Genomic DNA, 24,341 nt, shown 5'->3' on the forward strand with positions numbered 1-24,341 from the left:
GATTATTTTTTGCTGGTAAAGCCCGGCAGTGATGCCAATTGCTGTGTAATATAGCTACCTGTACTTTGCATTTGAGCAATTAATACATCTAAACTCGCATATTTCGCACGCAGCCCGGACTCTAGCTGAGTCATTCTGTAATCATGTGATTCACGATCATTTTCTAATTGTTTCAGGGATCTATTTAAATTGTCTTCCCGAAATGTAAAACTGCCTTTTGATTCAAGGTGTGTCTCTAAGAATGACTCAAATGTTTTTGCCACACCATTTTCGCTGGCAAACAACTTACCTACGCCAGTGTAATTGGATGTCAGCGCATCACTAACACTGCGCACTAAAGAACTTTTCTCTAGCGTACCGTCTTTAGTTAAACCAATTCCAACATCAAAAAGCGTTTCAAACCCACCCGCATTTGATACAACGGTAGACAATGAGCTTGTCATTTGACTTCTGAGACTGCGAATAGACGAGTCGCCATATAGAGCTGCACCGACTTGCGTATGATAATCGATAGTACCAATAGCATTGTTATATGCGTCAATAAACTCGCCGAGTAATTTCTCTACACCGCTTTTATCGTAATCAACGGTTAACTTTGCGCTTTCTGTACCTTCACTGACTTTCGTTGCCGTGATGGTCAAATCTTGGATAGCATCTTTAAAAACATTAGAGCTACTGTTTATGGCAATGCCATCAACTTCGATAATTGCGTCTTTCGCAATATCTGCTGCTGCAATTGTCAGGCCGGGTGTACCACCGGCAAATGCGGTCGTAGACAAATTATCTAATTCTGCAGTATCACTGGTGATGGTTAAGTCATTTCCTGCACCGGTAACACTTGATGTAATCACCAACTTAGACTCTGGCGATGCGCCACCGGTGTTAATGATATTGACTGATACGCCAAAATTGTCTGCTGAATTATTAATTGCAGACCGGACTTCCTCAAGGGTAGCGCCAGCAGCAATATCAATATCAAAAGTTTTCGCACCTGCAGCAATAGTTAACTTTCCGCCGTTCGCACTAACAACATCTGAAGGAGAAGTAAAAGCGGCATTAGTCGTAGCACGGCTGCCTTGAGCTAATTGGTTAACCTTAATGTTAAAGTTACCCGGAGTGGCGGTATCATTAGATGCGACAGAAATCACACTACCTGATGCAGGTTGCGTTATGGTATTGCTACGCTTGGTAAAGTTTTCAAGTTCAGCCAGCTTTTTTACAATATCCTGAAAAGCAGACAAAGAGGACTTAACAGCACCAAGACCAGACAACTCAACAGACAGGCGGGTTTTCGTTGTTTCAAAACGCTGAACCCGAGGCAGATCCTCGGCATTAACGGTAGCCTGGATAATGCTTTCCAGGTCTAGCCCTGAACCTACACCCGCTGAAGTTATTGCCGCCATAACAGCATGCTCCTGTATTCGTTATCAGGCTTGAAAGTTAATTAACGCGCCTGCCTTAGTTAAGTTATCGGCCATTTCACTGAAAGCTTGAGCCACTTTAACTAAATCTTGTGACGGGATCTCACGAATAAGCTCGTTACTGGTTTTGTCAATAACTTTGATAATTGGTGGATCGCCCAGCTCGTCAAACTCAAAGATTAATTTTGTGTTTGCTATCGGGATCACTTTATTAATCTGCTCCAACGTGTCACGAATTTGATTGTTATCAAATTTTACCACGGGAGCCTCGACCTCTTCCTGCGCTACTGCTTTTTCGTTGTCAGCTTGTTCATTCTTTACGGTTTTCACCGCCAATATCTGTTGCAAAGTTTCACGCCCTACAGACTCATCAACCGCCACTTTGTTCAGCGCATTTCTTTCTTGCAAAAAGTCTGCCAGACGAGGGTCTTTGCTAACTAAAGTTTCAACAGTCATAAAAACCTCCAGAATAAAACTGTTGGCCAGTATAACACTGGCCAACTTACTATATAACTATAGCTTATCCTAACAGTGACAACGCTACCTGCGGACGCTGGTTAGCCTGTGACAGGATAGTCGTACTGGCCTGTTGTAATATCTGGTTACGCGTTAATGCAGCCGTTTCAGCGGCAAAGTCAGCATCTTGGATACGACTACGAGCGCCAGATAAGTTTTCCGCGATATTCGATTGGTTACGAATAGTCGATTGAAAACGGTTTTGCACCGCACCCAACTCTGCCCGCTTTTTATCAACAACGCCAATTAACGCATCCATACCGGCTAATACGTTTTGCGCATTGGCTTGGCTAGATACACTAATACCGGTTGCTCTGAACGATGCAGTAAAGGTTGTGGTAGAAGGAGTCCCGATAGCAGAGACGCCTGACGCCAGTTTTGCTAACGTATTGCCACCTACCGTAGATGCCACGTTTGCAATACCTGACAGTGTAAAACCACCGTTTGAACTTACGCTACGACCAGCGGCAGTACCACCAACGTTTTTCATACTGAAACCGATAGTCTGGACAGCATCTGCACCCACCTGGAAGGTGGCTTTATATGAACCATCAAGAATATTCTGACCGCCAAATGTGGTGTCTTTTGCGATACGGTTCACTTCAGACATCAGGTTACGAATTTCGTCCTGAATAGCTAAACGGTCGGTATCAGTATTAGAACCGTTAGCCGCTTGCTGCGCCAGAGTACGTACACGCTGGAACGATGATGTAATTTCTTCCATCGCGCCTTCTGCCGTTTGCGCCAATGAAATACCGTCGTTAGCATTTCGGATACCTTGGTTCAAACCATTGATTTGACCAGTTAACCGGTTGCTGATTTGTAAACCTGCAGAATCGTCTGCGGCACTGTTAATGCGCAGACCTGATGATAAACGTTTAAACGACGTATCTAATGCAGTACCACTGTTCATCAGTTGGCGCTGGCCGTTTAACGAGCTCACGTTAGTATTGACATATAAAGCCATATGTAGCCTCCAATATTAAACATTACTGCTTTGTACTTCAGCGGTTACCCCACCACTGAGTTAAACAGCATAAGTCTTATGAATTAATCCGGCTGGTTACCCCGCCATCCGGTTAATACAAGGTCACTAATACAGTTTCCCTATAACTTGTATCGGCGAGCCAAGATAAACCTTTAGGATTTTTTTTAATTTTTTTTAATTTTATTTTAAAGGCGGAAAGTAGGAAGGAATATGGCTACAAAACAAATACTTAACTAACATAAAACTTTCTAAAAACTTGAAGGCACCACTTTAAAAAAAATATTTCTACCGGGCGTTGGCACCAAATCACCAAATGAAGGTTTTCACTCTATGTGGTTAGATCAGATGTTTCAAAACAAAACACACTTAGCCTTGCTACTATTTCAACGGTGCAATCTGCATTGATACCTTCAACATTACCCCATGCTGAAGGCATCTTCGTTAGCTGACCACTCCGCGCTTAGCGTATTAATTTATTAGCCCTGTAACAGACTCAATGCTGCCTGCGGACGCTGATTTGCCTGTGACAATATCGTTGTTGTGGCCTGTTGTAAAATCTGGTTACGCGTTAGCATTGCAGTTTCTGCTGCAAAATCCGCATCTTTAATACGTGACTTAGCGCCAGATAAGTTCTCAGAAATATTTGACTGGTTACGGATAGTTGATTGAAAACGGTTTTGTACCGCACCCAACTCGGCCCGCTTTTTGTCCACCACCGCAACTAAAGCATCCATACCTGCCAGCACGTTTTGTGCGTTCGCCTGACTTGATACACTGATACTTGTTGCACGGAACGACGTTGCAAACGTTGTTGCCGTTGGTGTACCAATCGCTGAAATGCCCGAGGCCAGTTTTGCCAGTGTTTGTCCACCCACCGCCGATGCAATGCTGGCAATACCTGACAATGTAAATCCACCGTTTGAACTTAAACTTCTGTTCGCAGCAGTACCACCCACGCTTCTCATACTAAAACCAATAGTTTGAACCGCGTCTGCACCTACCTGGAATGATGCCTTGTAAGTACCATCAAGCAAGTTCTGACCACCAAACGTGGTATCTTTTGCTACCCGGTTTACTTCTGACATCAAATTACGCAGCTCATCCTGAATAGCCAAACGGTCTGTGTCAGTATTCGAACCGTTTGCAGCTTGCTGCGCCAACGTACGCACCCGCTGAAACATCGCAGTAACTTCTTCCAATGCACCTTCTGCCGTCTGTGCTAGTGAAATTCCGTCGTTGGCATTACGGTTACCCTGGTTAAGGCCTTGGATTTGAGATTCCAAACGGTCTGAAATCTGTAAACCCGCCGCATCATCCGCTGCACTGTTAATGCGTAAACCAGATGATAAACGTTTGAACGACGTATCCAGAGCGTTACCACTGTTCATTAACTGACGCTGTGCGTTTAACGCGCTGATGTTGCTGTTTACATATAAAGCCATGTTGTCTCTCCCGATAACCTTTATCTGCTTAGCTAGCACACTTGGTGTTTCGCCTGATATTTATTTATCGGTGCTTTAATGAAATACTTTAGCGAAATGTCGAAAAAGATTAGTTTTGATTTAAAAAGAGGATGATAAAGTGAATGCCGTCAAAAATACGGCAAAATATTGGCATGGATAATGTATATATTTAATAAGGTAAGTTGAAAGACTTGCCGCAAGATAAATGTATGTAGCCTCCGCGCATAGCGTTTATCAAACCCGCCCCCTCAGCCTTACCCCCATCGCTGAGGGGGCACTGCAACAAAATGCCGGCAGCATTACCCCATGCTGCCGGCTCCTACTCAACTTGCTCCGCGCTTAGCGTATTAATTTATTAGCCCTGTAACAGACTCAATGCTGCCTGCGGACGCTGATTTGCCTGTGACAATATCGTTGTTGTGGCCTGTTGTAAAATCTGGTTACGCGTTAGCATTGCAGTTTCTGCTGCAAAATCCGCATCTTTAATACGTGACTTAGCGCCAGATAAGTTCTCAGAAATATTTGACTGGTTACGGATAGTTGATTGAAAACGGTTTTGTACCGCACCCAACTCGGCCCGCTTTTTGTCCACCACCGCAACTAAAGCATCCATACCTGCCAGCACGTTTTGTGCGTTCGCCTGACTTGATACACTGATACTTGTTGCACGGAACGACGTTGCAAACGTTGTTGCCGTTGGTGTACCAATCGCTGAAATGCCCGAGGCCAGTTTTGCCAGTGTTTGTCCACCCACCGCCGATGCAATGCTGGCAATACCTGACAATGTAAATCCACCGTTTGAACTTAAACTTCTGTTCGCAGCAGTACCACCCACGCTTCTCATACTAAAACCAATAGTTTGAACCGCGTCTGCACCTACCTGGAATGATGCCTTGTAAGTACCATCAAGCAAGTTCTGACCACCAAACGTGGTATCTTTTGCTACCCGGTTTACTTCTGACATCAAATTACGCAGCTCATCCTGAATAGCCAAACGGTCTGTGTCAGTATTCGAACCGTTTGCAGCTTGCTGCGCCAACGTACGCACCCGCTGAAACATCGCAGTAACTTCTTCCAATGCACCTTCTGCCGTCTGTGCTAGTGAAATTCCGTCGTTGGCATTACGGTTACCCTGGTTAAGGCCTTGGATTTGAGATTCCAAACGGTCTGAAATCTGTAAACCCGCCGCATCATCCGCTGCACTGTTAATGCGTAAACCAGATGATAAACGTTTGAACGACGTATCCAGAGCGTTACCACTGTTCATTAACTGACGCTGTGCGTTTAACGCGCTGATGTTGCTGTTTACATATAAAGCCATGTTGTCTCTCCCGATAACCTTTATCTGCTTAGCTAGCACACTTGGTGTTTCGCCTGATATTTATTTATCGGACCGTATTCGCATTGCTTTAGGCATTTTTTTAAAAAAACTAAAAAACTTAGGATAAGGAATTTAAATCCAACTTAAACAATGACTTAAAATTAATTTTGATAGGAAAGGCATAACCGGCAAAAAATTGCCGGTTAAAGGGGCGTTATCGAATATAATCGAATAATGAAGTATTAGTTATTGAGGAAAAGGTGGTTTGTACTGCCTGCAACGCCGTTTCTTCTTTGGTGAGCTCTGCAATCACTTTTGCGAAATCTACTTCAGCAATGTCGGCCTGATATTGCGTAGCTAAAATCTCCAAATCGGCGTTAGAACCATTAATACTGTCCATTACATTAATACGCCCACCAATAGCAGAACGGGCAGAGGCAACGCTGGTTGAAGCAGCATCAATTTCGCCTACTGCTTTAGATACACTCGCCTGAAACGCGACATCAACGGGCCCTGGTGTGCGAAGAGCGACCATTAATTCACTTAAGGTGTTTAATATATTGGTTTTTTCTGGCGCAGGTAGGTCAAAATCTACTTGTCCTGCACCTGCAGGACCACTAATAACAATGTCTAAACCATTAAAGTTAATCGGCTGGCCAGAGGTATAAGCTCCCGTAACGGGCGGCACTAATGGTGAACCGCCCCGGGTAATCTGATAATTGCTGGGTGCGGTGAGTTCAACACTAAACGTATTGTTCGCAGGTGTAATTTTGTCATAGTTATTGACATAGAAACTATTGAAAATATCTGGATTAGCCACGTCTACACTGGCGCTTACCGGCCCTGGCAAAGCAATAACGGGGGGCGACGGAACAGGTGCTACCTGAACATTGTCAAACACAACTTTACCACTGTCGTTTACTGGCAATGTAACGCCAGGCGATACTTGCAATGACTTTTGGCCATCATCACCGTTAAATACATATTTGCCAGTTGAAGGGTCTAAGCTAAAGGCTTTAACGCCATCTTGAAAACCTGAAAACAAATACCCCCCTTCCACGTTTCGGCTATTCATTAAATCTAATAATTGCTGTTGAATACCCTCAATTTCCTGTGCTACAGCCTCACGCTCAGCTGCAGAATATGAACCATTACCTGAGGCTAATGATAACACTCGTGCTCGGTCCATTGCTTCGCGCACAGAGGTTAAAACAGTCTCTTCTACTCCAAGGTTGTTTTTTACTGCAATGCTATTTTGCTCATACTGATCCAATTGCGACAAATTTTGCCCAACGCCAAGCACCTTTGCACTGCCAGATGGATCATCGGCGGGTGTCAAAATTTTGGTTTGCTTAATCATCTGATCCTGAGCACGTAGCAAACGTTGCTGCGTGTTAAGTATGCCGTCTAAGCCTTGATTAAATTTGGTATTGAAGGTTACACGCATAAGTTACCTCACGGACTGTAGCAAAGTGTCAAAAATAATTTGTGATGTGGCAATAATCTTAGCGGATGCCGCATAAGATTGTTGAAAGCGTACTAAATTGGCAGCTTCTTCATCTAAACTGACGCCAGACAGCGACTCTTTAAGTTGTAACGTCTGAGAGTATAGCGCCTCAGCAGCGGCTTGACTGTTTCTAGCTTGCGACGTCTTGTCGCCAACAAAACTCACCATAGTACCGTAGGCTTCATTAAAGCTAACGCTATTATCTGCATTAGGTGTGCTAACGGCATAACGGCGCATGGTTTCCGCAGTTTGCAATTTGCCCATTTCTAAGCCATTGCGGTTATCATTGAAACCGCCGGTATTATATTCCACCGTAAAACTATCCCCCGTTTGCGGAATACCGGTGACATTAAAATCAAAACCATAATTGCCCAAGCCAGCCTGGGCCATGATATTGTTCAGCTGCCCAGCAGGTAACGCTGGTGTAGTTCCCAATAGCGTATTGCTACTATCCCTGACTTCAAACTGATTACCACCAATATGAATTACCTGCAGCGGTGCGCCAGTAATAGATGATGGCGGTGCAAACGCTGATGTCGTTGGATCGGTATCAGTAACAATTAAGCTATCAATTTTAGCGTTGCCAAGATTATCTGACGCCACAATTGAACGAACCGGCGATGCCAGCGCAATATCTTCCGGTCTGGTAGTCGCCAAGTTAACATTTCTTGCGGCACTCGATAACGGTTTAAGCGCAAAACGATCGCCATTGTTCATAGGCCCTGATACCTGTAAAGATAAGCCGTAGTAGTCAGGCAGGCCTAAATCGGTTGCATTTAAGGTGGCAGGGAAAACGACGCCAGACACACTAATAGCAGAGCCCGCCAAAATATTGCCTGAGGTATCGGTGGCTTCAAGCGTAAAAGTATCAGGTGCGGTAAAGGTGACTAAAAAGTCATTGGGTGGTAACTGGTCTACTCTTCCTGGTTCAACGTCTACCACTATACTACCGCTACCCGTATTAGATTGAAAAGCTAACCCGTTGGTTTGTGGCAACACAAACAAATTACCGCCAAGGTCACCATTGCCATTCATACCCAATTTATTCTGGCTATTTAAGGTGTCAGCCATAGCAAGCGCCAACTGGCCCATCTGCATTTGGGTGGGAATAAGCAAATCATCCCTAAATTTGAGTAGGCCACCAATTTGCCCGCCTAATTCTTCAATACCTAGATTACGCACCACAGAAGGCTTTGAATTCAAGCTTAACTCAACATTTCTGACATTAGGGTCAGGATTGCCGTTCAAGCTTAAAATACTAAACTCACCGTTTTCAACCACCAACGACTGACCGGTAGACATAAACACCAGTTTTTCACCATCACCAGAGTCCAGTACTTTTATGTCTAGTTTTTCAGATAACATTCGTAGTGCTTCATCTCGCCGGTCTAATAAGTCCAACGGGGGTTGTGCATTGTCGCCTGAGCCAAAACTTAATATTGCGCGGTTAAGTTCGGAAACATTTTTGATCAATGAATTGGTTTCAGTTAAATCTAAATCAAGCTGTTGGTTAACATAAGTAGCTTGATCCAGCACCAGATTAGATAAAGTCGCGAAACGATCTATGAGCGATTCACTGCTACTAATAATTAACTGACGGGTAGAAATCGCATTAGGATCGTTATTCGCCGTTTGCAATTTTTGAAACAAATCATTCATTGCGGTGGATATACTATTGGCAGGATTAGAAAACAAGCCGTCAATCCTATTGGCTTCCGCAGTATACTGTTTAGCGAAGGCTAACTTTGACGTATCACGACGTAGCTGTATTGACGTAAATTCACTGATTAATCGATCAGTTGTGCCCTGCCCGACACCCAGCCCTAAGATCTGTGACTCAAATTCAGTACGTTGCCGGGAATAGCCAGACGTATTAACATTGGCAATGTTATTACTGGTAGTATTGAGTAAGGTACTGTTAGCCATTATGGCCGATGTGCCTATCCGCAATAAGTTATCTGACATTGCTCTCTCCGCTAACGCTGTTTGAAGCGTTATCTAGGTTGTTATTCGGCTGCATCGTGCAATTCTTTATCATTGGCATCAGCCGTGCTGGCTTGCTGCAATACAGGGCTTTGATAAACCGCTATAATTTTTTTCGCATAGGCAGGGTCCGTTGCATAACCCGCGGCCTGCAGTTGTTCAAAATACGCTTTTACATCGGCACTGGCGCTTACCGCATCCTGATAACGTGGGTTTTGCTTAATAAACTCAACATAATCTTGCAGGCTATGCTCGGGTGACTCGTATGCACGAAACTTTGCTTGTTCTTTTTTAGCGATACCCTGGCGGTATTCCAGAGTATCAACCACGGCAGTTTCACCCTGCCAACCATTGTTAGCTTTGATACCAAATAAATTAAAGCTGTTGCCGCCTTGCACGGTCTTGATCATGCGCTGCCCCCACCCTGTCTCCAGAGCCGCCTGAGCAACCAGGGCTAATGGGTCTAAACCCAGCAATTTTGCTGACTGACGCGCAGCTGGTAGCAAGCTTTTTACGAATTCGGCCGGGCTGGATACCTGCCAGGCGGATTTACCTGCCGCTTCAACATCGGTAATGTCAGAGCTGGCTTTAAGGGGTTCAGATACTGACTGTTGCATTTGTTTAATTGCTGGAAGAATAATCTTCGGCATTGAAAGTACTTTATCTGCTAAAGGATGCAGTTGATGTCCACTAGCCTGGGTGTCTTTGTCTTGCTTATTTATGCCCATGGCAGGGCTTAATTGCTGTACCAACAAATCAGCCAGTCCCAAGGCACCACTTTGAGATAACTCTGTGGCCATTTGGCTATCTTGCATATCCCGATAAAATTTCGTGGTCTGGCTATTCATCATGCCATCCACTTCAAAGGCCTCACCAGCCTTGCGCATACTGCCAAGCAACATACTGAAAAATATCGACTCGAACTGCTCCGCAGCCTGGCGCAAAGCACCAACCTGATCTTTACCTGAATTACTGCGTATTTGCTGCAGGCTACCCAGGTCATGATAAGACATCTTGTTCGGCGTCAGGCTCATATTAAATTACCACCAGCTCGCCCTGGATAGCACCAGCTTCTTTTAGCGCTTCAAGAATAGCCATTAAATCGCCCGGCGCTGCTCCAACCGCATTCACGGTGCGCACCAAGTCGTCCAGCGTTACACCCGGGTCAAACTTAAACATACGAGACTGCTCTGGCCGCACATCAATAATGGTGTTTTCTTCAATCGCCGTCTGTCCACCTGCAAGCGCATTTGGCTGCACTACACGGGGGTTCTCGGCGATAGTCACAGTTAATCCGCCGTGGGTAACAGCAGCCGGAAATAATCTAACCTCTTTGCCAATTACAATAGTACCGGTACGAGAGTTAATGATAATTTTGGCTGAGCTGTCTCCTGGCTCAAACGTCAGATTTTCTAACGTGGACAGATACGACACACGCTGACTGATATCCCTTGGTGCGCGAACCCTCACCGACGTCGCATCCAATGAAAATGCAGTCTCTGGCCCCATAAAACCATTTATAGCTTCTGCTAAACGTTTTGACGTCGTAAAGTCTGAACGTTTCAAATTAAAGGTAATAAAGTCGTTCTCAGCAAACGGTGTCACCACCTCACGCTCTACCATGGCGCCATTTGGAATACGGCCTACCGTAGGTGTGTTAACCAAAATACGTGAACCGTCCAACCCTTCAGCACCTAAACCACTGACAATTAAGCTGCCTTGCGCAACAGCATAAACATTACCATCTAAACCGGTTAAAAATGTTTGCATCAACGTACCGCCCCGCAGGCTTTTAGCACTGCCGACAGAGGATACGGTAATATCCAACGTTTGCCCCGGCTTAGCAAACGCCGGTAATTCTGCATGTACCGCCACAGCGGCGACATTTTTAATTTGCGCTTTCATATTACCAGGCAAGGTAATGCCAAAATTACTTAACATCGTGCGAAAGCTCTGCTCGGTAAACGGGCTTTGTTCACCGGTACCGGGCAAACCAACAACCAAGCCGTAACCAACCAGCTGGTTCGACCGCACACCTTCTATATCCGCCACATCTTTAATGCGTGCAGCAGAGACTGGTAAGGCCAACAAACACATGGGTAATAACAGCGCAATAATACGTTTCATTTGGACACTCCTAGAACGGCCATAACGAACTGTTAAAAAACTGGCTTAACCAACCTGGTGACTGTCCGGAATGATGTGCACCCGTGCCGCTATATTCAATGCGTGCATTCGCAATTTTAGTCGATTCAACGGTGTTGTTTACATCAACGTCCTGTGAACGAATTACACCTGTCAGGCGGATATATTCTTTACCGGTATTTAGGGTTAACCATTTCTCGCCCCGAATAACCAGATTGCCGTTATTCAGCACCTGCAACACATTGACTGATATGTTGCCGACTAAACTGTTACTCTGGTCTGCCTTAGAATCGCCTTTATAGTCCGATGTGCTATCAACACCCAATTGCAACACATTACCGGCAACTGATACCGGGCGGCCGCTAAGCCCTACCATTGGTTCAAGGGAGGTGGAACTGTCTTTTTTCAGCTCCGTTTTCGCATTTTTACTCGCTTGAGTGCTCTCACGTAGCACAACCGTAATAATGTCACCTTCATGTCGCGCTTTATTGTCAGAGTACAAACTGTTGGAATAATTTTGCGCAAACAATGACCCGGTTTGCACCAAAGGCCGCGAAGCTGGCTCCGGCACTAGCGGTGCAAAGTATGGGTCATCCTGTGCCGGTTCGTGTAATGATGCACAAGCACTAAGCAATCCCACCAGACTAATGACAAATATAAAGCGTAACATAACCCCTCCTGCTACAGCTGCTGAATTGCCGTGCCCAACATCTGGTCGACGGCAGAAATGACTTTTGAATTCATCTCATAAACGCGCTGACTTTCTATCAGGTTAACCAGCTCTTCCGTTACATTTACGTTGGACGTTTCTAAAGCGCCCTGAACAATAATACCAAGCCCTTCTAAGCCCGGAATACCTTGTACAGGGTCGCCGCTGGCGCCCGTTTCACGAAACAGGTTTTGACCCGTTGGTTCTAAACCAGCCGGGTTAATAAAATTGGTTACGGTTAACTGTCCTAATACGGCTGGTTCAGCTTGCGCTGGGAGTTGCACTGATACCTGACCATCTTGCGATACGCTAATACTCAGTGCATCAGGCGGTACAACAATGTTTGGCTGCACCTGATATCCCGCACCTGAGGTAACTAAGCTACCTTCGTCATTAACGGTAAATTGGCCATTTCGGGTGTAAGAGGTGGTACCATCGGGCATTAAAACTTCAAAAAAGCCATGACCTTGTATCATCATATCCAGGCTGTTATCAGTGGTAAGCATATTGCCTTGGCTGAAATTTTTCTGCGTGGCAACCACCTTAGTACCTGCACCAATCATTAAGCCATTGGGCAATTCAGAATTTTGTGACGATGCACCACCAGGCTGATTGACGTTTTGGTACAACAGATCTTCAAAAATAGCCCGGCTTTTCTTAAAGCCTACCGTACTGGCGTTGGCCAGGTTGTTGGAAATAACCGAAATATCACGCTGCTTTGCGTCTAATCCGGTTTTGCTGATCCATAAAGCTGGATGCATGCTTGCCTCCCGGGCTTGCGCCCTGTAATAATTCTATTAGCCAATTATTCTGAGTAACTGATTCTGTTGCGTATCCATCTCTTCAGCGCTTTTCATCATTTTCACCTGCAATTCAAATTGCCGTTGTAAACTGATTAAATACGTCATCTCACCTACTGCATTTACATTGCTACTTTCAATTGCACCATTTAACAAACTCACATCGGCGCTGGCTTCGGCAATTTGGCCGTCTTTGCGACGAAACAAACCATCGGTGCCTTTTTCCATATCACTGTTTACGGGCCGAACTAACTTTATCCGCCCTGCAATCTCAATAGCACCGGCAGGAGCACCTTGTGGCAATACGCTAACCGTTCCGTCATTACCAATTTCAACCTTGGCAAGTGGCACAGGCAACTGAATAGGGCCATCATCACCCATTATTGGTAAGCCACTACTGGTTTCGAGCATACCCTGAGCAGTAATCTGTAAGTTGCCGCCCCGGGTGTAAGCTTCTTTTCCGTCGGGCGCCTGAACGGCAATCCAACCATCTCCTTGAATCGCAACGTCGAGCTCTCGCTCAGTCATAATCACGGCACCAGCGTCAAAGTTTTGACCGGGCTGTTCTGTTAACGAAAACACACGTGTTGGTAAGCCCTCACCAAAAGCCTGCATGGCTCTTGCTTGTTCAAAATCGGCTTTAAAACCAACAGTGCCAGTATTTGCCAGGTTGTTTGACCGAACCGCAATGCTATTCATATTTTCTTTAGCACCGCTCATTGCGATATATAGAAGGTGGTCCATAACGTGCTCCGCTTACAGTATCTACTGTAATAAAGCAATAATGATGCCATCTGATGATATTTATGGTGGAATTTAGCGGAACTACGAAAATGTTATTATTTATTAATGCATTAATAAATAAGCACCACCGCAAGCGGTGGTGCTTTTTCCGTCAAAAATTAGCGTATCTGCAGTACTGTCTGCTGTAAGGTACTGTTCACTTCAAGCGCTCTGGAGTTGGCCTGGAAGTTACGTTGCGCACTGATCAAGTCAACCAGCTCTGTGGTTAAATTGACGTTTGATTGCTCCAACGCTGACGCGTTTACGGCACCAAAAGTGCCGGTATTACCCTGGCCACCAATCGGCTCGCCAGAGGTAATACTTTGCTTCCAGGACGTGTTACCCACTTGCTTTAAACCTTGCACGTTAGCAAAGCGTACTAATGTAACCTGTGCCAGGTAGGTAGAGTCACCATTACTGTAGCTTGCCAATACCCGACCAAACGCATCGATATCAACCCCGGTTAAGTTACCAACTGTTGTACCATCCTGACTGAGATTGGTTACATCAAAATTTGCCGCATACTGTGTAGGTAAACGCACGCCTGATGCATCACGGAAGTTAACCACAACATCATTACCAAACTGAGCACCATTATTCAGGTACCCGTTGGCGGCTAAGTTAAGATCGGCCAAAGGCAGTACTATTTGTGGAACACCTAATGTGGTATCGAAGTTACCGCTTGAATCAAAATACAAATCATCACCGCTGAACCACGAATTAGGACCTGGTGGTGTTGCAACGTTGTCGTCCCACACCAAACGCGTTTCCCACTGTGATGGAGCTGGCGCTGTGGTATCAACCTTGCGAAAGTAAGTAGTTACAGTGTGTGACTCACCTAAACTGTCGTAAACCGTTACAGAAGTTGAATGGTTATACGTTGAACGATCAGTTGGATCAAAAGCAATACTCCCTGTTTCAACCGCGCGGGAATCTAAATTCATGCTAAGGAAAACATTACTGGTTTCACGGGGAGCACCCGCAGAAGTTGGAATAGAGATGGGTTGTGTTGTGCTTAAACTGACGGATTGGTTTTCACCTGTCACCGGATCGACTGAAAAGCCCTGCAAAAAGTTGCCTTTATTGTCGACAATAAAGTTGTCTTTATCAAGCTTAAACGCACCAGCCCTTGTGTAGGTTAAATCTTGCGACTGCCGATCAGGGGTCAGGGCAAAAAAGCCTTCGCCGGTAATGGCTAAATCAAGCGAATTGTTGGTAAATTGCAACGAACCTTGATTAAACTGCTGTGCTATCAATGATGTAGCAACACCATCACCCACTTTAGTTCGGCCAGAAGAGAAAATTGACGTAGCGTAGACGTCAGCAAATTCTGCCCGCGACTCTTTAAAACCTGTCGTATTGACATTGGCGATATTGTTCGCCGTGGTGTCCAAATCTTTTTGTGCTGCGGCCAAGCCGCTTAACGCGATATTAAAACTCATATTTACCTCAGCTCACTGTTAAGTGTATGAAACCTCTAACACATCACCCAATTTCACTGCACCCAGTCCAATCAGGTTCAACATAATTCCTCCAGCAGTGCCATTTAGGCTGACACTACCAACCGGCGTATAAACATTTACGGGCAAACTGCCGTTTGTACCGTCAGCATAACTAACGTCTACTTTAATTTTGTAGACACCCGCATTAACTCTATCGATAACGTCTTCGCCATCAGCGCCGGTCTCTCCAGTAGAATCATCAGGGGTTGTACTGTTACTACCTGTACCATTTGTAGTGCCATCCCAAACGAACTCGTTCTTTCCTACTTTGGGGTTTTCAACGCTAAAACTTTGTATCAACTCCCCTTTATCGTTCTCGATTCGGATCTTCATCATCGTGGCTGGCTTATCAAGTTCGATATTTCCCCTTGATAAGGTTTCGCCGGTAAACACAATCTCATCCGATTGTGTCAACACGCTACGCCCAACCAGAGAGGATGCCTGTAGCGCTTGATTCGACGTCATACTTTCGGCAAAACCTTTAAAGCTCTGATTCAATGAGCCAATACCATCAGCCATCGTAAAATTGGTCATCTGCGCAATCATCTGGTCATTTTCAACGGGTTTCGTTGGATCCTGATACGCCAACTGTTGCGTTAACAAGGCAAAGAAATCTGCCTGCGTCAAAGCCCCGTTATTCTTTTCTTCAACCTTACTGGTATTGTCCCAGTACATGCCGCCTAGGGCGGAGTTGCTATCTACTGAACTCGTCATCATTTATGCCTTTAGTTTGCCTGGCCTAAGCGCAGGGTCCGCATCACCATTTGCTTAGCTGCATCAGCTGTTTGTACATTGGTATCGTAAGAACGTGATGCAGAAATCATGTTCGCCATCTCTTCCATGATGTTTATGTTAGGTTTGTAGATGTAGCCATTTTCATCGGCTAACGGATGGTTTGGCGCGTACTCAACGTTAAGCGGCGCATCAGACTCAACAATGCCCAGCACTTTCACACCAACACTATCATCACCCTGCATCCGTTTTGCATCAGACAATTCAGCTGCAAATACAGCATGACGCCCTCTGTAAGTCTGGTCTACGCTGCTACTCACGCTATTGGCATTAGCAATATTACTGGCGGTTGTGTTCATGCGCACAGATTGCGCTGTCATGCCGCTGCCGGTAATGTCAAAAATTTTAAATGCACTCATCGTTACTGTCCTCCGCCGGTAAGCGCTTTTTTAAGGCCACTAATACGAGAGTTTAAAAACGACAGACTGGCTTGATACTCCAGACTATTTTGCATAAACGCGTTGCGCTCGCGATGGATATCAACACTATTACCATCACCCGTATCAGGTTGATCCGGGTTACGAAATTTAGTGTCGTATTGCGAAGAAGTCGAAATATTAAAATGCTGGTCATGCGTACGCGACATAGCGCCAGACTGTCGGGACTTAGCGTTATTTAGCGCCTGCTGAAAATCAATATCTTTGGCTTTATAGCCAGGTGTGTCTGCGTTCGCGATATTTTCGGCCAACACCTGAGCCCGCCGATCACGAACCAGCATAGCCTCAGGGTGCATGCCAAACGCTTTTTCAAAACTGATTGCCATTTTTTTGCCACCTGTTTATTAACGATGGCAAACACGATGCAAAACTCAGGCCAAAAACTGAAATTAGGTGGGTTAGGTTTTCTTACGGTAGATAATACCGGGGTTGCAGCGCAGCATTTCAAAATCCTGGTTCAAACTTGAAAGCGATTCGGAAGCACCAAGGAATAAATAACCGCGCGGATTTAATGATTGAGCAAATTGGCGGATAATTTTTGCCTTAACATCGGCAGAAAAATAAATAAGTACATTGCGGCAAAAAATAATGTCAAATTTACCCAGTAACGTATAACTATCAAGTAAGTTAAGATGACGAAAGTTAACGTTTTTACGCACGGGTTCTTTAATTCTCATCATACCCTTACCGCTATCCTCAAAGAACTTAGTCCGCCGCTCAGGCGATAATCCGCGAGACAATGCCAAACCGTCGTATTCAGCGCGCTGGCAATGCTCCAGCATGGTGTTAGAGATGTCAGTACCTAATATATGAACACCTAAACTAAAAGCGCTCGGCCGGGTTTGCTGATACTCCATAGCTGTCATAGCAATCGAGTATGGCTCTTGGCCACTTGAACTCGCGGCCGACCAAATTTTGACGGTACGGCACGTTTTTTCCAACTCGGGAAAAATTTGTTTTTTTAATAGTTCGTACGGATAGCTATCCCTAAACCACAAGGTTTCATTGGTTGTCATTGCATCAATAACGGCAGAGCGCAATTGCCTTTCAAATGGGCTGAGTGTTTTGCTCACCAGTTCAGACAAAGAGGCAACGTTAAAACGCTGCATCAAAGGCCCTAAACGACTTTTCACCAGATATTGTTTATTCTCACCTAATACTATGCCGCATTGCTGTTCAAGAAAATCCCGGAACAATACATATTCTTTGTCTAATAATTCTTTATTGGGCACGTGGTGTCCTTAACTATTAATCGGCATGCAGCCACTTTTGTACCGATTCGGCTAACTCATCCGGATTAAATTTAGCAATAAAATCATCAGCGCCAACTTTTGACACCATTTGCTGATTAAACACCCCACTTAACGAGGTATGTAATATAACATGTAAATGTTTGAGTCTGGGATCCAGCTTTATTTCTGCAGTAAGGGTGTAACCATCCATATCTGGCATTTCTATATCAGAAATTAATAATCCTACTTTTTCTGTGACTGATTCCTGACACTCTTTGGCAACCTGCTGCAAATAGGTTAAGGCTTCCCGTCCGTTGTTGACCACATGCATTTGCAGCCCCAATCCCTCTAACGCTCGCTTCACCTGATTTCGCGCTACTGCAGAATCATCTGCAATCAAAATTAATCTATCTCCTAAATCAGCAGTAATACTTTTCGTGTCTAATGTTTTGGTGATCTTTGTTGGTGACGGAGAAATTTCCTCTAGAATTTTTTCTACATCCAGGATCTCAACCAACTCCTTGTCAATTTCCGTAACTGCAGTCAAATAACTTTGTTTGCCGCTGGTGCCTTTAGGCGGAGGCATAATAGAGCCCCAGGTGATATTAATAATACGTTCAACCGAATTGACTAAAAACCCCTGCACTGAACGGTTGTATTCAGCAATAATAATAAAACTGTCCTTGAGGTTTTCTATAGGCTTGCCGCCAGTTGCCAGACTTAAATCAATTACAGAAATCGTCTGCCCACGGATATGGGCAATACCGCGCACATATTTGTTGCGCTTAGGAATTGCAGTTAAAGGCGGACATTGCAAAACTTCACGGACTTTGAAAACATTAATACCATAGCGTTGGCGCCCAACCAGTTTAAACAGCAATAATTCCAGTCGGTTTTGCCCAACGAGCTGAGTCCGCTGATTAACTGCATCTAACACACCGGCCATCGACAACTCCTTTGTATCATGTTCAGGATAAAATTCTGCTTCTTTGGGATCAATTCTTGCTTTAAGAGCTTACTAACCAAGGATAGCAACGTTAGCGTCAACATTATGTCGTATGTTATAACCCCTTGCCACTAAAGCATAGCCGAAACCATATGAAAAAGTACGAAAATTTATTTAAACAGGCACTTACCGCATTTTGCATATTTTTTTGTGTCGCAGTAACTGCGCAGCAAACCCATTTTTCGCCCGCTGAGTTAACTACTGCAGCTGACATTTGGCTAAAACAACAATTGCCAACGGATACTGACTTGCAAATCGATATTAGCGCTTTGGACAACCGGATTGGCGATAAAACCTGTACCCAACCATTAGAATTCAGCCTGTCGCAAGCCATAACTCAGCGCCAAAATACCATACAGATCCGTTGTAACACTGAAGCCAGCTGGCAGCTTTATGTGCCAGTGCGTATTGATGAGATTGTTCAGGCCGTGGTGTTACAGCAAAATGTGGCTAATGGTAGTTTAATTACCGCCGATATGTTAACAATAGCGCAGCGCGAACGTCGGTTTATTCGTGGTAGCATCGTAACCGATACATCACAGGTAATAGGCGCAAGAAGCAAAAGAACACTGTCGATGGGACAAATTTTAACCTTGCAGGATCTTTGCCTTGTCTGTAAAGGAGATGTTGTTACAATATCAGTTAGCGACAGCGGTCTTAATGTAACGGCAACAGGTTTAGCACAGTCTGACGGTAGTTTAGGCGATACTATTAGCATACTAAACCAGCAATCAAAACGTACTATCAGTGCAGAAGTGATTGCAGTAAACTTAGTCAGGGTAAAATTTTAAATTATTTCTGTATTTTTACTAAAGTTTTACTTAATGAAGCCGTTAACCTGAACATAAGGAACTGTACAAAGGTGATGAGGTCTGAACATGGCTATTAATATCAATAACTTGCAAAATACAACGCAAGTAAAAAATGACAAAGTTGAACAACAACTTCAACGTCAGCAGGCAACTGTGCAACAAAATGCCAGCCAAGGTGCTAACCAGAAGCAGGATTCTGTTTCTATTACGCCGCAGGCACAGCAGTTTTCCAAGCTAACGGAAAAGGCCAGTAACAGTAATGGTATTGACCAGGACAAGGTTGACAAAATTAAGCAGGCTATTTCCGAAGGCAAATACAAAATTAATGTTGAGCAACTGGCCAGGCGTATAGTGCATTTCGAGAGTGAGATATTCGGTAAAAAATGACCCTAGCCTCTGACGACATCACCTTATTATTTGACCAGCAGCAACAGCATCTGGATGAGTTGTTGTTGCTATTGCGGCAAGAACTTGCCGCATTAGCCAGCCGCGATATCACCACCTTAGAACAGCTTACAGTAACCAAAGCTAATGTGCTTGAGCAACTTCAGCTCAGTGATAATGCGTTAGCAAAACACCCTGAATTGAACACAGTTAAACAGCAAGAGTGGTTTAAGCAGCGCGTAGTTGCGTTAGATGAACAATTGGAACAATGTAAGCGTCACAATGATATTAATCAGCAAACTTTAGAACAAAGCCAGTTGACTATAGCGCGATTAAAAACTGAGCTGCTTTCAAGCAGAGGAAAATCCGGTCTCACCTATACCAGCAAAGGTAAACCAACCGTAGACAGTAAAGGCAAAGGGATAAAAGCCTGACCAGGCGCTTATCAGGCTACTGTGCTCACAAATATACTGCTCACTAAATACTAATAATACCTTACACTTTTAATCGTTTGGCGTGGCGTAGTATTTTGATACAGCGAATAAACCTGAGCAAAATCCAGTTCTAACTCCGTAATATACACATCGTCAACCGCATAAGTTTTAACTACACGAGCCCCGCTTATCACCCCTCTAATCGAGGTTGATAATTTTTCGTCAGTTAGCACCATATGCTGCACCTGGGTTGTCGCGTCAATTTTTTGGCCATACACCATTTCGGTCATTTCTTTATAAGCATCGAGCTTAGACGCTTTCATCGCTTGCAACATCTTGTGCTTAGGATCATTACTAAGCTGGGCACTAATAGGCGCATAGCCCACAGCGCGCAACAAAGGAAACGTTTCAGGCTTAACGTCCGTATATTCTACATGGCGGTCATAAAATGACGTGCAACCACTTAACAACACACTCACCAGAGTTAGACACGGTAGCATCTTCATCGAACACCTCATCATTGCATCCTGACTAATTCACATTTATAAATATTACAGCAAAATTCGCGCCAGCATTAAGGCATGTATTTTGCTTTATCATGTAATACATCATCATTTGGTATGGGTGCTATGAACAAATTTCTCATTTTAAACGCGGTTAGTTGCCTGTTATTCAGCGTCGCAGCTAATGCTGATTGGTATGAAGCAACCGGCCAAGCTTTAATAAAGCAAGGTGATATGGCTCAAGCGCGTCAAATGGCTGTCGACGATGCAGTAAAACGTGCTGCACTTGTGGCAGGCGCCAATATTAATAGTCGTCAGCAAGTTATTAACGGCGTACTGCAGCCGGAACATTTAGGTATAAGCAGCAACAGTGAAATTAAGCAGCTACATTTGATGTCTGAAAGCCAAAGCGCAGACATGCTTACCGTTACCATCCGGGTAGATATTGAACCAGAAGTTACCCAGTGTCAGGGCAGCGCGTATCGTAAACCTGTGCTGCTCAGTCAAATTCAGCTACAAGCCCGTCAAGATGCTATTTATGGTCAACTTTTTGAATTAGGCACAGATGCAACAACACAGCTTGAGCGTCACCTACGCGACTACAGCCCTACTGCGCTAGTCAGCACTATGCAGCAAAGCGTAACACCAGAACAGTTAGTTTATCCCGACACAGACCGCTTATTTAGCCGTGGCAACCAGTATATGCTTATGGCGACCATTAACGACTTATCACTGGGTGAAACCACAAGCAGTTTCTGGCAGGCCGAAGAAAAACAACGCTTTTTCGCCCTTAACGTTAGTCTGTATGATTTGTTTGAACAAGCTATGGTGTATCAGCAAGAATATCGAACCAGTGCAAATTGGATATATAACAATAAAAGCGCGCCATTAACCCACAGTATGGCGTTCTGGCAGCTACCCTATGGCCAAAAAATTGATCAATTGCTAAAGGCCGTTGCAGAAGAAGTACAACTGCAACTGCAGTGCAAACCCTTGCTGAGCAGTATTAAACAAGTTGAAAACAACCAAATAAGATTAGAACTTGGCAAAATGCATGGCATACAGGCTGGCGACGAGTTAGTGTTATTTCAATTACAACGCCATCCAATTAGCGCCGGAGTAAAACGCGTTTTGCAAGATCCAGTTATATTAACCGTAACAGACCTTACTGATAAACATACCTGGGCAACAACAAATAACGCCAAGTTAATACAGCATATTCAACAAGGCGATGTCGTAAGTGTACGAAAAAAAACCAGTTATTAATCACACTGGTTCCAAAGCCACTACGACTCTGCTAGACTTTCGCGCCATTGCCCCATAGTTAAATGGATATAACGGCCCCCTCCTAAGGGGCAGTTGCAGGTTCGATTCCTGCTGGGGCAGCCAAAGGTCAGTACAACCCCGTCTGACACGGTCTAAACCAACTCCAAAAACCTTTAATATCAACCATTAAGTGCATTTCAAAGCAATCGCAGCTTGCGAATGGCCTGATGACAAGTTAACTGTTTATTTCAGTATCGGTAGCAAGCAGTCGTTTCTCTTTGTATTTGACACTGCAGGTAAGGCAATAAAAATTGAAACTGATTTTATGACCAAAGCAGAATTAGAAGAAGTGGTAAGCCGCGCGTTGTAGGCTACATTTAATCTGTCCAAAGAGATTATCGCAGCACTTACTGGTAAGTAAATCTGATTATTACCGGGTTCGATACCGTGGGGTTTACTCACTCACGGTATCAGCTTTTACATAACCACTCCCTCTCTACAGGCGTAAAGCTAAAGATCCTCAGTGCTTAAAATCTTTTAAATAAACCACATTACTTTGACTAGATTGCAGTTGCTGTTTGGACTTCTCAGCTTTCATGGTTGCCTGGCTTGCCTCAATTAAAGCATTGCAATACGCCAGTAGTTTTTCCGCAGGAATAATCTTGTTTTTGCCTTTATTCACGCGCTTAGGTTGAGTATTAAGGTAAATGGCTAACTCCAGCGCCAGTTCAGGCGATAGCTCAGCCAGCCGTTTGTCAGCCAGGGTTTGGCTTACCCAAAGCCCGGCGTCACTGACATGACCGTTTACACGCAGGTCGGTGTTTTTAACCCACTGTGGTTCAAATTTAATTTCGCATAGGTTACTTAGTAGCATCGCAATATCACTGCGCGACATTATGTGTGATAAGCGCAAAGTTTCGGCTAATACCCACTGCCATTCCATTTGCAGGCGTTTGCATAATTGATCTGGCGTCATCAGTAAATCAACCGGTATAAACAACGTAAAGCGGCTATTGGCTTCAGTGGCAATAAGGGTTTTATGCCTGCTGCCGTAGCGGTTTTCAATAATATGATCTGTACCAGCAACAGTGGACACTTCACTAAGCGCTGTTCTTCAATTCAAAATTCTCTGGGCTAAGATAGCCAAGAGCACTATGCCTTCTGGTCTTATTGTAATCAACCTCAATGTATTCAAAAACGTGCTGTCGCATTGTTTCCCGATCCATTATTGGCTCATCCTGCAGCGCTTCAACTTTCAATGAATGGAAGAAGCTTTCCGCTACCGCATTGTCCCAGCAGTTGCCTTTACGGCTCATGCTTTGTACCAACTGGTGCTTTTTAATCAAGTCACGGTAATCATGCGAGCAATACTGGCTGCCGCGATCACTATGAACGATCACCGATTTAGGGAAGCCGCGACGGAACAACGCCATGTTCAATGCGCTGCACACCAGATCTGCTGTCATACGGTTGCTCATCGACCAGCCAATGACTGCTCGCGAGTACAGATCAATGATTACCGCCAGATACAGCCAGCCTTCGCTGGTCATCAGGTACGTGATATCACCGACCCATTTCTGGTTCGGGCCTGTTGCGCTAAAGTCCTGTTCAAGCAAGTTTGGGGCTACTGGCAGCGAATGCTTGCTGTCGGTCGTCACTTTAAACTTGCGGGCCGCTTTAGCCACTAAACCCTGGCGCTCCATGCTGTTCAGTATGGTTTTGATATCCGGTTTCTTGCCATGCTCAGCAAGGTCTACCTGAATACGTCTGGAGCCATTACGCGCTTTGGAATCGTCGAACGCTTCCTTTATCAGCACATCACGCTCGGCACGCTTCACAGCCCTGGGGCTTGGTGTTAGGCCGCTTTTACGCCAGGCATAATACCCACTACGCGACACCTGAAGCACCGCTACCATTCTGATTAACGAGAACAGGTGCTGATGCTCCAGAATAAACTCAAACCGGGCTACTTTTGGTTCTTCGCGAAGTAGGTGGCCGCCTTTTTTAAGATAGCCAAGTCCTCTGCCTGCTCAGCCAATTGGCGCTTCAGACGGGCAAATTCAGCAGCAAGCTCCGACTCTCGTTCACTGGTGGTAGACTTTTTCTCCGCCGCAGTACGCCAGTTATATAACTGAGATTCGTGCAGTTTTAATTCTCTGGCAGTGGCTGCAACACCAATCTTATCAGCCAGTTTCAGGGCTTCAGCTTTAAATTCAGCGGTATGGGTTTTGCGGATTTTCTTTGTTGACATTATTCACCTCGTTAAGCGATTGTACTCGCTTAGCAAAGTGTCCAAAAGTGTTGGTACGGATCACCCTGCACCTGATCCTTGTCATC

Annotated in this window: 25 protein-coding genes and 1 tRNA gene; 5 read left to right on the forward strand and 21 right to left on the reverse strand. The window is 44.8% G+C overall.

What is annotated here, in order from left to right:
• Window positions 1–2 precede the first annotated feature (2 nt).
• From fliD to ORJ00_RS10620, 18 genes are all read right to left on the reverse strand, one after another.
• The gene (gene fliD, locus ORJ00_RS10535) at window positions 3–1,403 is read right to left on the reverse strand and encodes a flagellar filament capping protein FliD (RefSeq protein ID WP_027672679.1); all 1,401 of its coding nucleotides are present in this window, start codon (window positions 1,401–1,403) and stop codon (window positions 3–5) included.
• Window positions 1,404–1,427: 24 nt separating this feature from the next.
• Window positions 1,428–1,877 (reverse strand): flagellar protein FlaG, encoded by a 450-nt coding sequence (locus ORJ00_RS10540; protein WP_306125978.1) that lies wholly within the window; start codon window positions 1,875–1,877, stop codon window positions 1,428–1,430.
• A gap of 64 nt (window positions 1,878–1,941) precedes the next feature.
• Window positions 1,942–2,904: a flagellin N-terminal helical domain-containing protein gene (locus ORJ00_RS10545; RefSeq protein ID WP_027672678.1), complete on the reverse strand. Its 963-nt coding sequence runs from the start codon at window positions 2,902–2,904 to the stop codon at window positions 1,942–1,944.
• A gap of 497 nt (window positions 2,905–3,401) precedes the next feature.
• Entirely contained in the window at window positions 3,402–4,367 is a 966-nt protein-coding gene (locus tag ORJ00_RS10550; protein ID WP_305973628.1) for a flagellin N-terminal helical domain-containing protein, read from the reverse strand.
• A gap of 376 nt (window positions 4,368–4,743) precedes the next feature.
• Window positions 4,744–5,709 carry a flagellin N-terminal helical domain-containing protein gene (locus ORJ00_RS10555; RefSeq protein ID WP_305973628.1) on the reverse strand — a complete coding sequence of 322 codons (966 nt, stop codon included), beginning with the start codon at window positions 5,707–5,709 and terminating at the stop codon, window positions 4,744–4,746.
• Between the two features lie 214 nt (window positions 5,710–5,923).
• On the reverse strand, window positions 5,924–7,156 hold the full coding sequence (gene flgL / locus ORJ00_RS10560; protein WP_027671994.1) for a flagellar hook-associated protein FlgL: 1,233 nt from the start codon (window positions 7,154–7,156) through the stop codon (window positions 5,924–5,926).
• A 3-nt stretch (window positions 7,157–7,159) separates the two neighbouring features.
• Window positions 7,160–9,181, reverse strand: a complete 2,022-nt coding sequence (flgK, locus tag ORJ00_RS10565; RefSeq protein WP_027671993.1) for a flagellar hook-associated protein FlgK — start codon at window positions 9,179–9,181, stop codon at window positions 7,160–7,162.
• 41 nt (window positions 9,182–9,222) lie between these two features.
• Window positions 9,223–10,233, reverse strand: coding sequence for a flagellar assembly peptidoglycan hydrolase FlgJ (flgJ, locus tag ORJ00_RS10570; protein ID WP_306139811.1), 1,011 nt, complete (start codon window positions 10,231–10,233; stop codon window positions 9,223–9,225).
• A 1-nt stretch (window position 10,234) separates the two neighbouring features.
• On the reverse strand, window positions 10,235–11,326 hold the full coding sequence (locus ORJ00_RS10575; protein WP_306139812.1) for a flagellar basal body P-ring protein FlgI: 1,092 nt from the start codon (window positions 11,324–11,326) through the stop codon (window positions 10,235–10,237).
• Between the two features lie 10 nt (window positions 11,327–11,336).
• Window positions 11,337–12,014: a flagellar basal body L-ring protein FlgH gene (gene flgH / locus ORJ00_RS10580; RefSeq protein ID WP_306139813.1), complete on the reverse strand. Its 678-nt coding sequence runs from the start codon at window positions 12,012–12,014 to the stop codon at window positions 11,337–11,339.
• 11 nt (window positions 12,015–12,025) lie between these two features.
• The gene (gene flgG, locus ORJ00_RS10585) at window positions 12,026–12,814 is read right to left on the reverse strand and encodes a flagellar basal-body rod protein FlgG (RefSeq protein ID WP_027671990.1); all 789 of its coding nucleotides are present in this window, start codon (window positions 12,812–12,814) and stop codon (window positions 12,026–12,028) included.
• Between the two features lie 36 nt (window positions 12,815–12,850).
• On the reverse strand, window positions 12,851–13,597 hold the full coding sequence (locus ORJ00_RS10590; protein ID WP_027671989.1) for a flagellar basal body rod protein FlgF: 747 nt from the start codon (window positions 13,595–13,597) through the stop codon (window positions 12,851–12,853).
• Window positions 13,598–13,755: 158 nt separating this feature from the next.
• Entirely contained in the window at window positions 13,756–15,078 is a 1,323-nt protein-coding gene (gene flgE / locus ORJ00_RS10595) for a flagellar hook protein FlgE (protein WP_305973620.1), read from the reverse strand.
• A gap of 18 nt (window positions 15,079–15,096) precedes the next feature.
• A complete protein-coding gene (locus tag ORJ00_RS10600) occupies window positions 15,097–15,852 on the reverse strand; it encodes a flagellar hook assembly protein FlgD (protein ID WP_027671987.1) in 756 nt (251 codons plus the stop codon).
• 11 nt (window positions 15,853–15,863) lie between these two features.
• Window positions 15,864–16,289 carry a flagellar basal body rod protein FlgC gene (gene flgC, locus ORJ00_RS10605; protein WP_027671986.1) on the reverse strand — a complete coding sequence of 142 codons (426 nt, stop codon included), beginning with the start codon at window positions 16,287–16,289 and terminating at the stop codon, window positions 15,864–15,866.
• Window positions 16,290–16,291: 2 nt separating this feature from the next.
• Window positions 16,292–16,693 (reverse strand): flagellar basal body rod protein FlgB, encoded by a 402-nt coding sequence (gene flgB / locus ORJ00_RS10610; RefSeq protein ID WP_027671985.1) that lies wholly within the window; start codon window positions 16,691–16,693, stop codon window positions 16,292–16,294.
• Between the two features lie 72 nt (window positions 16,694–16,765).
• Window positions 16,766–17,599, reverse strand: a complete 834-nt coding sequence (locus tag ORJ00_RS10615) for a CheR family methyltransferase (RefSeq protein WP_306139814.1) — start codon at window positions 17,597–17,599, stop codon at window positions 16,766–16,768.
• Between the two features lie 16 nt (window positions 17,600–17,615).
• Window positions 17,616–18,545, reverse strand: a complete 930-nt coding sequence (locus ORJ00_RS10620) for a chemotaxis protein CheV (RefSeq protein ID WP_027671983.1) — start codon at window positions 18,543–18,545, stop codon at window positions 17,616–17,618.
• A 152-nt stretch (window positions 18,546–18,697) separates the two neighbouring features.
• Between ORJ00_RS10620 and flgA the strand changes: the two genes are divergently transcribed.
• The 3 genes from flgA to flgN all read left to right on the forward strand — a co-directional run bounded on the left by flgA (window position 18,698) and on the right by flgN (window position 20,235).
• A complete protein-coding gene (gene flgA / locus ORJ00_RS10625) occupies window positions 18,698–19,396 on the forward strand; it encodes a flagellar basal body P-ring formation chaperone FlgA (RefSeq protein ID WP_027671982.1) in 699 nt (232 codons plus the stop codon).
• Between the two features lie 87 nt (window positions 19,397–19,483).
• Window positions 19,484–19,804 carry a flagellar biosynthesis anti-sigma factor FlgM gene (flgM, locus tag ORJ00_RS10630; protein ID WP_305973618.1) on the forward strand — a complete coding sequence of 107 codons (321 nt, stop codon included), beginning with the start codon at window positions 19,484–19,486 and terminating at the stop codon, window positions 19,802–19,804.
• Window positions 19,801–20,235, forward strand: coding sequence for a flagellar export chaperone FlgN (gene flgN / locus ORJ00_RS10635; RefSeq protein ID WP_306125982.1), 435 nt, complete (start codon window positions 19,801–19,803; stop codon window positions 20,233–20,235). Before flgM ends, flgN begins: the two co-directional genes overlap by 4 nt.
• A 50-nt stretch (window positions 20,236–20,285) precedes the next feature.
• Here the strand turns inward: flgN and ORJ00_RS10640 are convergent, their stop codons facing one another.
• On the reverse strand, window positions 20,286–20,741 hold the full coding sequence (locus ORJ00_RS10640) for an LPP20 family lipoprotein (RefSeq protein WP_306139815.1): 456 nt from the start codon (window positions 20,739–20,741) through the stop codon (window positions 20,286–20,288).
• Window positions 20,742–20,864: 123 nt separating this feature from the next.
• Here ORJ00_RS10640 and ORJ00_RS10645 point away from each other — a divergent pair, with 123 nt between their 5' ends.
• Together ORJ00_RS10645 and ORJ00_RS10650 are read left to right on the forward strand one after the other, a co-directional pair.
• A complete protein-coding gene (locus ORJ00_RS10645; protein WP_306139816.1) occupies window positions 20,865–22,004 on the forward strand; it encodes a flagellar assembly protein T N-terminal domain-containing protein in 1,140 nt (379 codons plus the stop codon).
• Between the two features lie 48 nt (window positions 22,005–22,052).
• Window positions 22,053–22,127: transfer RNA gene (locus ORJ00_RS10650), tRNA-Arg, on the forward strand.
• A gap of 397 nt (window positions 22,128–22,524) precedes the next feature.
• Here ORJ00_RS10650 and ORJ00_RS10655 read toward each other — a convergent pair.
• Together ORJ00_RS10655 and ORJ00_RS10660 are read right to left on the reverse strand one after the other, a co-directional pair.
• Window positions 22,525–23,100: a hypothetical protein gene (locus tag ORJ00_RS10655; RefSeq protein ID WP_306139817.1), complete on the reverse strand. Its 576-nt coding sequence runs from the start codon at window positions 23,098–23,100 to the stop codon at window positions 22,525–22,527.
• Between the two features lie 4 nt (window positions 23,101–23,104).
• A protein-coding gene (locus ORJ00_RS10660; RefSeq protein ID WP_306139818.1) for an IS3 family transposase occupies window positions 23,105–24,255 on the reverse strand; the annotation gives its coding sequence in 2 pieces (ribosomal slippage) (window positions 23,105–24,015 and window positions 24,015–24,255; 1,152 coding nt in all).
• Window positions 24,256–24,341 lie beyond the last annotated feature (86 nt).

The organism is Rheinheimera baltica, assembly GCF_030731985.1.
GTDB lineage: Bacteria > Pseudomonadota > Gammaproteobacteria > Enterobacterales > Alteromonadaceae > Alishewanella > Alishewanella baltica.

Coding starts and splice junctions, on each gene's coding strand:
- fliD (WP_027672679.1), bottom strand. CDS start 1,403: ATGGCGGCAATAACTTCAGCGGGTGTAGGTTCAGGGCTAGACCTGGAA.
- ORJ00_RS10540 (WP_306125978.1), bottom strand. CDS start 1,877: ATGACTGTTGAAACTTTAGTTAGCAAAGACCCTCGTCTGGCAGACTTT.
- ORJ00_RS10545 (WP_027672678.1), bottom strand. CDS start 2,904: ATGGCTTTATATGTCAATACTAACGTGAGCTCGTTAAACGGCCAGCGC.
- ORJ00_RS10550 (WP_305973628.1), bottom strand. CDS start 4,367: ATGGCTTTATATGTAAACAGCAACATCAGCGCGTTAAACGCACAGCGT.
- ORJ00_RS10555 (WP_305973628.1), bottom strand. CDS start 5,709: ATGGCTTTATATGTAAACAGCAACATCAGCGCGTTAAACGCACAGCGT.
- flgL (WP_027671994.1), bottom strand. CDS start 7,156: ATGCGTGTAACCTTCAATACCAAATTTAATCAAGGCTTAGACGGCATA.
- flgK (WP_027671993.1), bottom strand. CDS start 9,181: ATGTCAGATAACTTATTGCGGATAGGCACATCGGCCATAATGGCTAAC.
- flgJ (WP_306139811.1), bottom strand. CDS start 10,233: ATGAGCCTGACGCCGAACAAGATGTCTTATCATGACCTGGGTAGCCTG.
- ORJ00_RS10575 (WP_306139812.1), bottom strand. CDS start 11,326: ATGAAACGTATTATTGCGCTGTTATTACCCATGTGTTTGTTGGCCTTA.
- flgH (WP_306139813.1), bottom strand. CDS start 12,014: ATGTTACGCTTTATATTTGTCATTAGTCTGGTGGGATTGCTTAGTGCT.
- flgG (WP_027671990.1), bottom strand. CDS start 12,814: ATGCATCCAGCTTTATGGATCAGCAAAACCGGATTAGACGCAAAGCAG.
- ORJ00_RS10590 (WP_027671989.1), bottom strand. CDS start 13,597: ATGGACCACCTTCTATATATCGCAATGAGCGGTGCTAAAGAAAATATG.
- flgE (WP_305973620.1), bottom strand. CDS start 15,078: ATGAGTTTTAATATCGCGTTAAGCGGCTTGGCCGCAGCACAAAAAGAT.
- ORJ00_RS10600 (WP_027671987.1), bottom strand. CDS start 15,852: ATGACGAGTTCAGTAGATAGCAACTCCGCCCTAGGCGGCATGTACTGG.
- flgC (WP_027671986.1), bottom strand. CDS start 16,289: ATGAGTGCATTTAAAATTTTTGACATTACCGGCAGCGGCATGACAGCG.
- flgB (WP_027671985.1), bottom strand. CDS start 16,693: ATGGCAATCAGTTTTGAAAAAGCGTTTGGCATGCACCCTGAGGCTATG.
- ORJ00_RS10620 (WP_027671983.1), bottom strand. CDS start 18,545: ATGGCCGGTGTGTTAGATGCAGTTAATCAGCGGACTCAGCTCGTTGGG.
- flgA (WP_027671982.1), top strand. CDS start 18,698: ATGAAAAAGTACGAAAATTTATTTAAACAGGCACTTACCGCATTTTGC.
- flgM (WP_305973618.1), top strand. CDS start 19,484: ATGGCTATTAATATCAATAACTTGCAAAATACAACGCAAGTAAAAAAT.
- flgN (WP_306125982.1), top strand. CDS start 19,801: ATGACCCTAGCCTCTGACGACATCACCTTATTATTTGACCAGCAGCAA.
- ORJ00_RS10640 (WP_306139815.1), bottom strand. CDS start 20,741: ATGAAGATGCTACCGTGTCTAACTCTGGTGAGTGTGTTGTTAAGTGGT.
- ORJ00_RS10645 (WP_306139816.1), top strand. CDS start 20,865: ATGAACAAATTTCTCATTTTAAACGCGGTTAGTTGCCTGTTATTCAGC.